The sequence below is a fragment of the Pseudomonas sputi genome (genome assembly GCF_021603585.1).
Classification (GTDB): domain Bacteria; phylum Pseudomonadota; class Gammaproteobacteria; order Pseudomonadales; family Pseudomonadaceae; genus Aquipseudomonas; species Aquipseudomonas sputi.
Genome location: NZ_BQHI01000007.1, coordinates 26076 through 39724, shown reverse-complemented (window position 1 = coordinate 39724; position 13649 = coordinate 26076). Strand labels below are relative to the sequence as shown.

General features: G+C 63.8%; 10 protein-coding genes. All 10 read left to right on the top strand.

Annotated features, from left to right (window positions below; all coding sequences use genetic code 11):
• The first annotated feature begins 1 nt into the window (after nt 1).
• The 10 genes from tssH to L6D81_RS12135 all read left to right on the top strand — a co-directional run bounded on the left by tssH (nt 2) and on the right by L6D81_RS12135 (nt 13642).
• Nucleotides 2–2659 (top strand): type VI secretion system ATPase TssH, encoded by a 2658-nt coding sequence (gene tssH / locus L6D81_RS12180; protein WP_236179741.1) that lies wholly within the window; start codon nt 2–4, stop codon nt 2657–2659.
• A gap of 10 nt (nt 2660–2669) precedes the next feature.
• Nucleotides 2670–4196, top strand: coding sequence for a sigma-54 interaction domain-containing protein (locus tag L6D81_RS12175; protein WP_236179739.1), 1527 nt, complete (start codon nt 2670–2672; stop codon nt 4194–4196).
• A 93-nt stretch (nt 4197–4289) separates the two neighbouring features.
• Nucleotides 4290–4430, top strand: a complete 141-nt coding sequence (locus L6D81_RS12170) for a hypothetical protein (protein ID WP_003229566.1) — start codon at nt 4290–4292, stop codon at nt 4428–4430.
• An 18-nt stretch (nt 4431–4448) separates the two neighbouring features.
• A complete protein-coding gene (gene tagH / locus L6D81_RS12165) occupies nt 4449–5642 on the top strand; it encodes a type VI secretion system-associated FHA domain protein TagH (RefSeq protein WP_236179737.1) in 1194 nt (397 codons plus the stop codon).
• Nucleotides 5643–5647: 5 nt separating this feature from the next.
• The gene (gene tssJ, locus L6D81_RS12160; RefSeq protein WP_011336587.1) at nt 5648–6148 is read left to right on the top strand and encodes a type VI secretion system lipoprotein TssJ; all 501 of its coding nucleotides are present in this window, start codon (nt 5648–5650) and stop codon (nt 6146–6148) included.
• Between the two features lie 2 nt (nt 6149–6150).
• Nucleotides 6151–7482 carry a type VI secretion system baseplate subunit TssK gene (gene tssK, locus L6D81_RS12155; RefSeq protein WP_236179735.1) on the top strand — a complete coding sequence of 444 codons (1332 nt, stop codon included), beginning with the start codon at nt 6151–6153 and terminating at the stop codon, nt 7480–7482.
• 5 nt (nt 7483–7487) lie between these two features.
• Nucleotides 7488–8363: a type IVB secretion system protein IcmH/DotU gene (icmH, locus tag L6D81_RS12150; protein ID WP_064600459.1), complete on the top strand. Its 876-nt coding sequence runs from the start codon at nt 7488–7490 to the stop codon at nt 8361–8363.
• A 13-nt stretch (nt 8364–8376) separates the two neighbouring features.
• Nucleotides 8377–11916 (top strand): type VI secretion system membrane subunit TssM, encoded by a 3540-nt coding sequence (gene tssM / locus L6D81_RS12145; protein ID WP_236179733.1) that lies wholly within the window; start codon nt 8377–8379, stop codon nt 11914–11916.
• Nucleotides 11916–12644, top strand: a complete 729-nt coding sequence (locus L6D81_RS12140) for a PP2C family protein-serine/threonine phosphatase (RefSeq protein WP_085696803.1) — start codon at nt 11916–11918, stop codon at nt 12642–12644. The genes tssM and L6D81_RS12140 overlap by 1 nt, the downstream gene beginning before the upstream one ends.
• Complete coding sequence (locus L6D81_RS12135) at nt 12641–13642, top strand: serine/threonine-protein kinase (protein ID WP_236179731.1); 1002 nt, start codon at nt 12641–12643, stop codon at nt 13640–13642. Before L6D81_RS12140 ends, L6D81_RS12135 begins: the two co-directional genes overlap by 4 nt.
• Nucleotides 13643–13649 lie beyond the last annotated feature (7 nt).

The window sequence follows — 13649 nt, the reverse complement described above, 5'->3', positions numbered from 1 at the left end:
CATGATCAACGTAGACCTGCAACAACTTATCCAGGCGCTGGACGCCGAAACCCGTCGCGATCTGGAACGTTCGGCCGAGCGCTGCGTGGCCCGTGGCGGCAGCAAGATTCTGGTCGAAGACTTGCTGCTCGGCCTGCTGGAGCGTCCGAACGGGCTGCTTTCCCGTGCACTGCAGGATGCCGACGTTGACGCTGGCGAACTGAGCGCCGCGCTGCAATCGCGGGTCGAGCACAGCGCTTCGCGCAACCCGGTGTTCGCCCCGGAACTGGTGCAGTGGCTGCAAGACGCGCTGCTGGTGGCCAACCTTGAACTGGGCCAGACCTCGGTCGAAGACGCGGCGCTGATCCTCGCGCTGCTGCGCAACCCGATGCGCTACGCCGGCAGCCGCTATCAGCCGTTGCTGGCCAAACTGAACATCGATCGCCTGAAGGAATTTGCCCTGTCGCAACAGCCTCAAGCCGCGGCCAACGGCAAACCGGCCGCCCAGGGCGAATCGCTGCTGGAGCGCTTCACTCACAACCTGACCCAACAGGCCCGTGACGGCAAACTCGACCCGGTGCTGTGCCGCGATGGCGCGATCCGGCAGATGGTCGACATCCTCGCCCGTCGCCGCAAGAACAACCCGATCGTGGTCGGTGAAGCCGGTGTCGGGAAAACAGCCATCGTCGAAGGCCTGGCCTCGCGCATCGCGGCCGGTGAAGTGCCGCAGGTGCTCAAGGGCGTCGAGTTGCTGTCGCTGGACATGGGCCTGTTGCAGGCCGGCGCCAGCGTCAAAGGTGAATTCGAACGTCGTCTGAAAGGCGTGATCGACGAAGTCAAAGCCTCGCCGAAGCCGATCATCCTGTTCATCGACGAGGCCCACACCCTGATCGGCGCGGGCGGCAATGCCGGCGGTTCCGACGCGGCCAACCTGTTGAAGCCGGCGCTGGCCCGTGGCGAGCTGCGCACCATCGCCGCGACCACCTGGGCCGAGTACAAGAAATACTTCGAGAAAGACCCGGCACTGGCCCGCCGTTTCCAACCGGTTCAACTGCACGAACCGACCGTGAGCGAAGCCGTGACCATCCTGCGTGGCCTGGCGCAAGTCTATGAAAAGAGCCACGGCATCTATCTGCGCGATGACGCGGTGGTGTCGGCAGCGGAACTGTCCGCCCGTTACCTGGCCGGTCGGCAACTGCCGGACAAGGCCGTCGACGTGCTCGACACCGCGTGCGCCCGTGTTCGCATCAGCCTCGCCGCGGCCCCGGAAAGCCTGGAGCGCCTGCGTGGCGAACTGGCTGAAGGTGGCCGCCAGCGTCAGGCCCTGCGCCGTGATGCCGAAGCCGGTCTGCTGATCGACCACGAAGCGCTGGAGGCACTGGAAGCGCGTCTGGACGAAGCCGAAGCGGAAAGGGTCGCACTTGAAACCCAGTGGACCGAACAAAAACAACTGGCCGAGCGCCTGCTGGAACTGCGTCAGCAACTGGCCAAGGCCCGTGAAGCCGCTGCGGTCGAGCCGACAGTGACTGTTGAAGAAGACGCCGAAGGCACGGTGATCGAAACCGTTGCTGCTGAAGTTGAAGAAGGCCAGAGCGTCGAAGCACTGGAAGCGCAACTCAACGAAACCCACAGCGCCCTGACCGCCGCTCAGGTCAAGGAGCGTCTGGTCAGCTTCGAAGTCTGCCCGCGTCTGGTGGCCGAAGTGATCAGCGCCTGGACTGGCGTGCCGCTGGCGCAACTGGCCCGCGAACACAACGCCAAGGTGGCGAGTTTCGCCACCGACCTGCGCACCCGCATCCGTGGCCAGGAACAAGCCGTGCACGCACTGGATCGCTCGATGCGCGCCACCGCTGCCGGCCTGAACAAGCCGGACGCACCGGTCGGCGTGTTCCTGCTGGTCGGCCCAAGCGGCGTCGGCAAGACTGAAACCGCACTGGCACTCGCCGATCTGCTGTACGGCGGCGATCGTTTCATCACCACCATCAACATGTCCGAGTTTCAGGAGAAGCACACCGTTTCGCGCCTGATCGGTGCACCGCCAGGCTACGTCGGTTACGGCGAGGGCGGCATGCTCACCGAAGCCGTGCGCCAGAAGCCGTACTCGGTGGTGCTGCTCGATGAAGTCGAGAAGGCCGACCCGGACGTGCTCAACCTGTTCTACCAAATCTTCGATAAAGGCGTGGCCAACGACGGCGAAGGGCGCGAGATCGACTTCCGCAATACGTTGATCCTGATGACCTCGAACCTGGGCAGCGACAAGATCAGCGACCTCTGCGAAGACGGTGCGCGTCCGACCGCCGAAGTGCTGGAAGAGACCATTCGCCCGGTGCTCAGCAAGCACTTCAAACCGGCGCTGCTGGCGCGGATGAAAGTGGTGCCGTACTACCCGGTCGGCGGCCCGGTGCTGCGCGAGCTGATCGAGATCAAGCTCGGTCGTCTGGGCGAGCGCCTGAACCGTCGTCAGCTGGATTTCAGCTGGTGCCAGAACCTCGTCGATCACCTGTCCGAGCGTTGCACCCAAAGCGAAAGCGGTGCACGCCTGATCGACCACTTGCTCGATCAGCACGTACTGCCGCTGGTGGCCGACCGCCTGCTCGACGCCATGGCCACCGGTGAAAGCCTCAAGCGCGTGCATGCGACGCTCGACGGTGAAGCCAGCGTGACCTGCGAGTTCGCCTGAGGTGAGTGTGATGTTCACCCAAGTGCCGCAGCCACTGCTCTATGCCGAAGCCTTGCTGGCGCAGTTCGCCAGCCTGTCGCGGGCGGCGGACGGTGCTGCGCTGCTGGGTGACTTCGTGCGCGGTCTGGCCGGGCTGAGTGCTTGTGAACTGACCCAGCTGTACTTGCTTGACGCCACGCACACGTCGCTGGGGATGAATGCCGAATGCCTCGACGGTGTGCTGCAACCGCGCAGCGCGGCGAGCCTGCCGGCGGACTACAACGGCGAGCAACTGTTGCAGTTCGCCCTGTGCCAGAACCGCGTGGTGTGCTTCGACGACCTGGGCGGCAGCCTGCATGAAACCAGTTTTCTGCCGGCGTCTTCCGTGCCGTGGCAGTCGCTGTTGTGCGTGCCGCTGGTCAATCAGCAGAAGGCTGTCGAAGGCCTGTTGTTGTGCGCCAGTCGTCGCCGCATCGACCTGCAAGGCTTTGCCGATTCCCTCGGCCAGCTCGGTTCGTTCGTGCTCGGCCAGTTGCACTTGCTACAGCGTCTGCGCCAGCCAGTGAACGCTGCCGCGCCGGTGGTGCGCAGCCTGCCGAGTGCCAGCGGCTACGGCCTGATCGGCAAGAGCGCGGCGATGCGCCAGACCTACTCGCTGATCAGCAAAGTCCTGCACAGCCCGTACACCGTGCTGTTGCGTGGCGAGACCGGCACCGGCAAGGAAGTGGTCGCGCGGGCGATCCACGATTGCGGCCCGCGCCGGTCCCAGGCGTTCATCGTGCAGAACTGTGCGGCGTTCCCGGAAAACCTGCTGGAAAGCGAGCTGTTCGGCTACCGCAAAGGCGCCTTCACCGGCGCCGACCGCGACCGCGCCGGGCTGTTCGACGCGGCCAACGGCGGCACCCTGTTGCTCGATGAAATCGGCGACATGCCGCTGTCGCTGCAAGCCAAGTTGCTGCGCGTGTTGCAGGAAGGCGAGATCCGCCCGCTGGGTTCCAACGACACTCACAAGATCGACGTGCGCATCATCGCCGCGACGCACCGCGATCTGTCGGTGCTGGTCAGCGAAGGCAAATTCCGCGAGGACCTGTACTACCGCCTCGCGCAATTCCCGATCGAATTGCCGGCCCTGCGTCAGCGCGAAGGCGACATCCTCGACCTGGCCAAACACTTCGCCGACAAGGCCTGCACGTTCCTGCAACGTGATCCGGTGCGCTGGTCGGACGCGGCGCTTGAACACCTGTCCGGCTACACCTTCCCCGGCAACGTGCGTGAGCTCAAAGGCCTGGTCGAGCGTGCGGTGCTGTTGTGCGAGGGCGGCGAGTTGCTGGCCGAACATTTCTCGCTGCGCCTGGAATCGGCGCCGGTGCCGGAAGACCACTGCGGCCTCAATCTGCGCGAACGACTGGAAGCGGTCGAACGCAATCTGTTGCTCGATTGCCTGCGCAAGAACGACGGCAACCAGACGCTCGCCGCCCGGGAACTGGGCCTGCCGCGCCGCACGCTGTTGTACCGGCTCGGCCGCTTGAACATCAATCTGGGTGATTTCGATGGGTAGGCGAAAGTCCGTCGGATTCACCTCGAACACCTATTTCAGCGCCGCCCGCAAGGGTCGGCGCTTTGTGCTTTGTCTACACCTGGAGACCCTCTGATGTCTGTTCGTCACTGGCACGCTGTCCTGCTGACCCTCGTCGTTCTATGCGGCCTCGGCGGTTGCAGCGGCAATTACAAATTCAACGATAACGATTACCGCCCGCTGGGTGATCCGCAGGCGGTCAATCGCGGCAAGTGACCGCAAGGAGCATCAAACATGGAATTGGTTTTCGAAATGCTGAACACCAAGCAGTTCGTGCCCACCGAGCTGTGCCAGCGGACCTTCAAACAGGCCGGCGGCGTGATCGGGCGGGGCGAGGACTGCGACTGGATCATCCCTGACCGCAAGCGGCACTTGTCCAACCACCACGCCATCGTCAGCTATCGCGAGGGTTCGTTCTTCCTGACCGACACCAGCAGCAACGGTGTGCAGGACGGTGACAGCGGCGCACGCTTGCACAAGGGCGAACCGGTGCGCATCGAGCACGGCAGCACCTACGTGCTGGGCGACTTCGAAATTCGCGCGCGACTGGTGCGCGACCCGGCGACGTTCGACGGTGAAGTCGGCCTGCCACGTGCCGCCGGCAGCATCATCCCGGACGACGCCTTCCTCGACCTCGACCCGTTGAAGTCGCTGGAGCAGCAAGAGCGCGTGTACTCGGAATTCGAGGAAATGCTCGCGCCGGTGACCGACCCTGAAGACTCCCGTCAGCGTGCCGACTACGCGCGCATCGACATGGAAAGCCTGATGGTGCCGGAGCTGATCGTCGAACCCACGCCTGAGCCTGCACCGGCACCGAAAGCGGTGGAGCGTCAGAGTGAAACCTTCTGGGATAAATTCGGCGCGGCCCTTGGCGTGAACGTGAAGAACCTCAGCCACGACGAGCGTGAAGCTCTGGCGCTGAACGCTGCACGTCTGCTGCGCCAGAGCGTCGGCGGTCTGCAACAGAGCCTGCGTACCCGCTCCGAGCTGAAGAACGAATTGCGTCTGGCCCAGACCACCGTGCAAGGCACCAACAAGAACCCGCTGAAATTCGCCGTCGATCCGAGCGAGGCGCTGGACATCCTGTTGCAGCCGCACAAGCCGGGCCATTTGCCGGCCGAGCAGGCGATCTCCCGGGCGTTCCGCGATTTGCAGGCGCATCAGGTGGCACTGCTGACCGCCAGCCGCGCGGCGGTACGCGGCACTCTGGAACACTTCTCGCCGGAGCAGCTGACCCTGCGTTTCGAGCGCGACAACAAGCCGTTGCTCGCCACCGCTGGCGGGCGCTGGAGAGCGTTCAACCGTTATCACCATGCGCTGCGTCAGGACGACGACTGGAGCGAGCGCCTGCTGGCCCGCGACTTCGCCCAGGCCTACGAAGAACAGATTCGCCTGATCTCCACCCTCCACACCGACCACCAAGGATGATGCGCATGTCTCGCCGCTCGACCGCTTTTTTCAAGACACTGACCGCGCTCACCCTGTTGGTGCTGCTCGCCGGTTGTTCGTCGCTGTCGCCGTATTCGAAAGTGACCAAGATCAACCTGAAGCTGACCGGCAGCGATCAGCTGAACCCGGACCTCAACGGTCGTCCGTCGCCGATCGTGGTGCGCCTGTTCGAACTCAAGCACCCGGTGACCTTCGAGAACGCCGATTTCTTCAGCCTCTACGAGCGCGCCAAGGAATCCCTCAACCCGGATCTGGTGGCCAGCGAAGAACTCGAACTGCGCCCGGGTGAAACCGTGGAGCTGAAACTCAGCGTGGAGGAGGGCAGCCGCTTCATCGGCATCCTCGCCGCGTATCGCGACCTGCCGGAAACCAAGTGGCGCCACACGTTTCCGATCACGCCGCTGGAAGTCACCGAAGCCGATCTGACCCTGGATCAGGCCGGTATCCGCAAGACCAACGAAGTGCTCGCCAAGGCGGATGACTGACCATGAATACCCATAAAGTCATCTGGCAGGAAGGCATGCTGCTGCGTCCGCAGCACTTCCAGCATAACGACCGCTATTACGATCACCAGATGAAGACCCGCACCCAGTTGCTGGGCGGCTACACCTGGGGTTTCCTGAATCTCGAGATCGACTTGCAGTTCCTCAACATGGGCAAACTGGTGATCAGTGAAGCCTCGGGGATCCTGCCGGACGGCAGCCTGTTCGAACTCGGCGGCAACACCGAGCCGCTGGCGCTGGACGTGCCGCCGAACACCGGCAACACGCCGATCTACCTGGCGCTGCCGCTGGTCACCGGTAACCACATCGAGGCCCGTCGCCCGGAGCAGTCCGACGTGCTGGCGCGTTACACCGCGTATGACGCCGAAGTGGCCGACTCCAATGCCGGTGATGATTCCGCCAGCCAGGTCAGCTGCGGTCGCCCGGACTTCAAGCTGTTGCTCGGCGAGCAGCAGAGCGACCAGGCCTACGTGAAGCTGAAGATCTGCGACGTGCTCGACACCACGCCGGATGGCGTGATCAGCCTCGATCCGGATTTCGTGCCGACCTACATTCAGGCCCACGCCTCCAGCTACCTGCTGTCGTGCCTGAAAGAAGTGATCAGCATGCTCGGTCACCGGGGCGACACCATTGCCGAGCGCATTCGTTCGAACGGCAAGGTCGGCGGCGCGGAAATCGGCGACTTCATGATGCTGCAACTGATCAACCGCACCGAACTGCTGCTGCGCCACTACCTGGGCTTGGAGCAGGTTCACCCGGAAGAGTTGTACCGCACGCTGCTGACCATGCTCGGCGATCTGGCGACCTTCTCCAGCGACAGCAAACGCCCGCGTCTGGACAGCCGCTACTCCCACGCTGACCAGGGTGCGAGCTTTCGCAAACTGATGGAGTCGATCCGTCAGGTGCTGTCGATGGTGTTGGAACAGCACGCCATCGAACTGATCCTGCAAGCGCGTCAGTACGGGATCATCGTGTCGCCGCTGCACGACCACAAACTGCTGGGCTCGGCGTCGTTCGTGCTGGCAGCCAGTGCCAACTGCGACTCCGAAGAACTGCGCAACCGCTTGCCTGCGCACCTCAAGGTCGGCCCGGTGGAGCGCATCCGCCAACTGGTCAACCTGCACCTGCCGGGGATCAAGGTCAAACCGTTGCCGGTGGCCCCGCGGCAGATCGCGTTCCACTCCAACAAAACCTATTTCATCCTCGAACTCAGTTCCGAAGACCTGGCACAACTCGAGCGCTCCGGCGGCTTCGCGTTCCATGTGTCCGGCGAATTCGCCGAGCTTGAACTGAAATTCTGGGCCATCAGGAACTGACCGACATGATCAAGGACATGGAACACAACCAGGACGACAAAACCGTCCTGCTCGACCGTCAGGGCCATGGCCCGGCGGCGAGTCCGCTGACCGATTTCGCCGCGCCGCCGCGTTTCGAGCAACTGGAAGAACGGATGATCTACGCCGCGCGCCTGCGCCCGGCGGAAGCCTTCAACATCAGCCTCAATTCGCTGGTGGCGGCGTCGTCCGAACTGCTGTCGGAAGTGGTGCGCCTCAAGCACAGCGAAACCCGCGAAGACCTCTACGCGCTCAACGAGCGCCTGACCGCCGGGCTCAAGCTGTTTGAAGTACGCGCCCTGCACAACGGCGCCGAAAGCAGCCAGGTGATGGCCGCCCGTTACGTGCTCTGCACCGTGGTCGACGAAGCCGTCGTGACCACGCCGTGGGGCAACGAAAGCGAGTGGTCGCAGATGAGCCTGCTCAGCAGCTTCCACAACGAAACCTTCGGTGGCGAGAAGTTCTTCCAGCTGCTCGATCGGCTGTCGAAAAACCCGGTCAAGCACCTGCCGATGCTGGAACTGATGTACCTGTGCCTGTCCCTCGGTTTCGAGGGCAAGTACCGCGTGCAGGCGCGCGGCATGCTGGAACTCGAAGGCATCCGCGACGCCCTGTACCGGCAGATCCGTCAGTTGCGTGGCGATGTGCCGCGTGAATTGTCGCCGCAGTGGGAAGGCCTCAACGATCAGCGCCGCAACCTGGTGCGCATCGTGCCGGCGTGGATGGTGGTGCTGTTTACCTTCGTCTGCCTGGTGATGATGTATTCGGGTTTCGCCTGGGTCTTGGGCGAGCAGCGCGACACCGTTCTGCAACCTTATCAGCCGCTTGATCCGGCCGCGGCCTCGCCGCAGTCGCAGCCGTAAACAGGGACGTGTGATGAAAAAGTTTTTCAAGAAAGTCGGCGCCTTCCTGCGCCAGACCTGGGTCTGGACCTTGCTGCTGGTGCTGTTCGTGGCGCTGCTGGTGTGGTTCGTCGGCCCGTTGTTGGCCGTGGATGACTACAAGTTCTGGGAAAGCGCGACGTCGCGTCTGCTGACCATCAGCGTGCTGTTCCTGATCTGGGGCCTGACCATGGTCTTCGTCAGCTGGCGCGCCGGTATCCGCAAGAAAGCCGTCGAGGAAACCGAAGACGGCCAGGACCGTATCCGCCGCGAAGAATTGATCGACGAAGAGCAGAAAGAGTTGAAGGAGCGTTTCAAGGACGCCCTGAAAACCCTCAAGACTTCGAGCCTGTACCGCGGTCGCAGCGAGCGCTGGCGCAATGACTTGCCGTGGTACTTGCTGATCGGCCCGCAGGCCAGCGGCAAGACCAGCCTGCTGGACTTTTCCGGGCTGGAATTCCCGATCAACAAGATCGACCGCAAACTGACCCGCGACACCCACGGCACTCGGCATTGCGACTGGTACTTCGCCGATCACGGTGTGCTGATCGACACCGCCGGCCGCTACCTGACCCAGCCGGATGCGGAAGTCGACGGCAGCGCCTGGACCACCTTGCTGGAGCTGCTGCGCAAGCGCCGTCGCGGTCGTCCGTTGAACGGCGTACTGGTGACCATTCCGGTGGAAACCCTGACCGGTGGCAGCGAACAGGACATCGAAACCCTGGCCCGCCAGGTGCGTGCGCGTCTGCAAGACGTCTATCAGAAGCTGCACGTCGATGTGCCGGTGTATCTGGTGCTGAGCAAGGCCGACAAGCTGCTGGGCTTCGACGAGTTCTTCGACCAACTGACTCGCGAAGAAAGCGATCAGGTGCTGGGCACCAGTTTCCGCAAGGATCAGGTCGGCACCGACGTGACGGTGCTGCGCAACGAGTTCGAAGAGCTGCTGCGTCGCCTCAACAGCCAGGTGATCATGCGCATGCACTCCGAGCGCGACACCCAGCGCCGTGGCCGCATCCTCGACTTCCCGCACCAGATGGGCCTGATCGGCGAACGCCTGTGCCTGCTCGTCGACATGGCGTTCACCGGCAACCGCTACCAGCGTGCGACGCAACTGCGTGGTTTCTACCTGACCAGCGCACCGCACCTGACCCAGGAAATGGACTCGACCACCGCCGGCATCGGCGCGAGTCTGGGCATGAGCGCCGGCGTGCTGCCGACGCTGCGCAGCGGTCGTTCGCGTTTCATCCATCACTTGCTCAGCCGGGTGATTTTCCCCGAGGCCGATCTGGCCGGTCTGGACAAGCGCGAGCGCAGCCGCATCCACTGGGGCCAGCGTGCGTTGTACGTCGGCGCACTGGGTGCGCTGGTGCTGTTCGGCATGCTCTGGGCCGGTGGATTTTCGGCCAACTACGAGCGTCTGGAAAACCTGCGCAATCTGGCGCAGAACTGGACGCAGCAACGCACGGCACTGTCGCCGCGCGATGACGCCATGGGCGTGCTGAAAACCCTCGACACCAGCTACGCCGCGACTCAGGTGTTCCCGAAGAAGGGCGACGCTGCCTACCACGAACGGATGGGGCTGTATCAGGGCCAGGACGTCAATCCGGTGGTCAAGGAGGCTTACGAGCACGAGCTTGAAAAGCAACTGCTGCCGCGCGTTGCAACGATGCTTGAAGGCCAGATCCGCGCCAACATGAAGGACCGAGAAAAGCTGATCAACAGCTTGCGCGCGTACCTGATGCTGAACATGAAGGATCGTCGCGACGCGGCATGGCTCAAGGACTGGATCGCGGCGGACTGGTCGCAGCGCTACACCGGCAACACCGCGGTGCAGAACGGTCTGAACACGCACCTCGAGCGTCTGTTGCAGCAGCCGTTTATCTATCCGCTCAACGAGCAACTGGTGGCTCAGGCGCGTCAGATCCTGCGCAGCGAGTCGCTGGCGACCGTGGTTTACCGCATGCTCCGCGAGCAGGCGCGCAACCTGCCGGACTATCGCTTCAGCCAGCATCTCGGGCCGCAGGGCTCGCTGTTCATCGGCACCGAATACGTGATTCCGGGCTTCTACACCCAGACCGGTTATCAGCAGTATTTCTCGGTGCAAGGTGCGTCGCTGGTGACCGACATCCTGCGCGACAACTGGGTGCTGGGCGAAGGCGCGGGCATCAGCGACATGGACTTGCGTCGCCTGATGGTCGAGCTGGAGCAACTGTACTTCCGCGACTACGCCAACTACTGGAGCGAAGCCGTTGGCCAGGTGGCGCTGCCGCCGATCAGCGATGCCGGTGAAGGCGCCGAACAACTGGCGGGCCTGACCTCGGCCAACTCGCCGGTGCTGGCGCTGCTGACCGAAGTGCGTGAAAACACCCGCTTCCCGGCCGCTGCCGATCCGGTGGACGAGGCGGGTGACGCGGCTGATGCGCTGGCCGGACAGAAAGGCAAACTGGGCAAGGTGGGCAAACTCGCCGCGGCGGCAGCGGACAAGGCCTCGGCCTTGAACGTGGCGAAGAACCTGCCGGACACCGCCAAGAAGTCCCTGCAACGTCGCTTCGAGCCGCTGCACAAGTTGCTCGACGACAACAACGGCCCGGCCGCTGACCTGACCCCGGCCTTCACCGCGCTCAACGACCTGCAACTGCAACTGGCGGGCCTCGCCCGTTCCAGCACGCCGGAGCAAGCCGCGTTCGAGCTGGCCAAGACCCGCATGAGCGGCCAGCGTGATGCGCTGACCAACCTGCGCAATGCGTCCGGTCGTCTGCCGCGTCCGCTGAGCGTGTGGTTCAACGTGCTGGCCGAAGACTCGTGGCGCCTGGTGCTGAACGATGCCTACCAATATCTGAATGGCCGTTATCAGAACGAGCTGTACAGCGTGTATGGCAAAACCATCAACAAGCGTTATCCGTTCAGCGCGTCGAGCACCAGCGATGTGGCGATCAGCGATTTCCGCGAGTTCTTCCGGGCTCAGGGCACCATCGACCGCTTCTTCGACAGCTACATGCGTCCGTTCGTCAGCGGTGATCCGGGCAACTACCGGATGCGCAGCATCGACGGTCGCAGCCTGCCGGTGTCCAAGGTCTTCCTCGATCAGATGGCGGCGGCCCTGAACATTCGCCAGAGCTTCTTCTCGATCAACCCGGCCGAGCCGACCGTGCAGTTCAAGCTTGAGCCGTACACCCTCGATCCGGCCGTCAGCCGTTCCGAGTTCAAGTTCGGCGACAAGACCATGGAATACCGCCACGGTCCGATCCTGCCCATGAGCTTCAAGTGGCCGACCGATGCTGAAGACGGTCGCACCAGCCTGGTCATGGACAAGATGGCCGGGCGCCCGATCGGCATCGAGAAGAACTCCGGCCCGTGGTCGCTGTTCCGTCTGTTCGACCTGATGCAGACCGAGTACCTGACCGGTCGCGACGTGCTGGTGCTGAAAGCCGATGTGGGTGGCCTGCGCGCCAACTACCTGCTGACCAGCCAGCGCACGCCGAACCCGTTCGACATGGGCGTGCTGCGCACCTTCCGTATGCCGGTGCAGCTCTGATGCTGGTGGCCAGTCCCTGGCGCAGCGCGGCGCGAACCGACCCGGGCAAGGTGCGGTCGCGCAACGAAGATGCCTTCCTCGACACCCCGCAGCATGGGCTGTGGGTGGTCGCGGACGGCATGGGCGGTCATCAGGGTGGCGACATCGCCAGCCAGTTGATCGTCGCCAGCCTGGCTGAACTGCCGCAGCACGAAGACTTCGACGAACGCCTCAAAGCCATCCGCCAGTGCCTGCACTGGCTGAACCGGCGCCTGGGGCAGGAGTTGACCGTCACCGCCGGGCGTCACGACAGCATCATGGGCAGCACCGTCGTGGCGCTGCTGGTGGAAGGCAATCGCGCGGCCTGCATCTGGGCCGGCGACAGCCGTTGCTACCTGTGGCGTGGGCAGCGGTTGTATCAGCTGTCGAAGGATCACTCGCTGCAGCAGCAACTGATCGACGAGCAACAGATGAGCGTCGAACAGGCAGCGGCGCACCCGGCGGCCCAGGCCTTGACCCGGGCGGTCGGCGCGGCGGAACAACTGACGCTGGATGTGCTGGAACTCGAGGTCTATCCCGGTGATGTGTTCCTGCTGTGCAGCGATGGTTTGTATCAAGGCCTGAGCAGCGATGCCCTCGGCAACGCCCTCAGCCTGGCGGCGCCGCATGTGGCGCTGGAACGTCTGTTCGACGGTGCCCTGCGTGGCGCCGCACGCGACAACCTGACGGCCGTGGTGATCCGCCAATGACTGAAATCGAATCCTCAGTCGACGACTTGCTGATGAGCGAAGAGCAGGCCAACAACCTGACCTATTTCGCTTTTGCAAAGCAGCACAACGCCGAACCCGCGCTGGCGCCAACCAAGGCCAGCGTCGGCGCACTGCCGGATGTTCTGGCAGGCCGCTACCACCTCGAGCGTCTGCTCGGGGCCGGTGGCATGGGTGCGGTTTACCGGGCCCGGGATCTGCTGCACGAACAGTTCGGCGATCCCGATCCTTACATTGCGCTGAAAATCCTCAGCGAAGAATTTGCCGAGTCGCCGGACGCCAGTGCCTTGCTCTACAGCGAGTTCGCCCTGACCCGACGCCTGCGCCACGACAACGTGCTGCGACCGCACACGTTCGAAGTGGACACCGATTGCCAGCGGGCCTTCATCACCATGGAACTCATGCGTGGCCTGACCCTGGACAAACTGCTCTGCGAGCGGCCGCTGGGCCTGCCGTGGAAAGAACTGCGCGACATCGCGCTGCCGCTGCTCGACGCGCTGGCCTACGCCCACCGTCGCGGCGTGCTGCACGGTGACATGAAACCGAGCAACGTCATGCTCAGCGAAGACGGCGTGCGCCTGTTTGACTTCGGTCTGGGGCAAGCCGAGGAGGGCATCCTGCCCGGCCTGCCGCACCTGAGCCGCGAGCGCTTCAACGCCTGGACCCCGGGCTACGCCGCCCCCGAACTGCTTGAGGGCCAACCGCTGTCGGCCAGCGCGGACGTGTACGGCGTGGCCTGCGTGATCTATGAACTGGCGGGCGGCAAACACCCGTTCCGCCGCTTGCCCTCGACCCAGGCCCGTGACGAACACCTGGAGCGCGAGCTGCAAGCACCGTCGAATCTACCGACACACTGCTGGCCCGCGCTGTGCACCGCGCTGGCCTTTGACCCGGCAGAGCGCACCATCACTGCCGACCAATTGCGTGACGCCTTGGGCGCCACTTCGTCCTGGCTGCAGCGTTTGCGACTGCGGGCGTAACGGATGA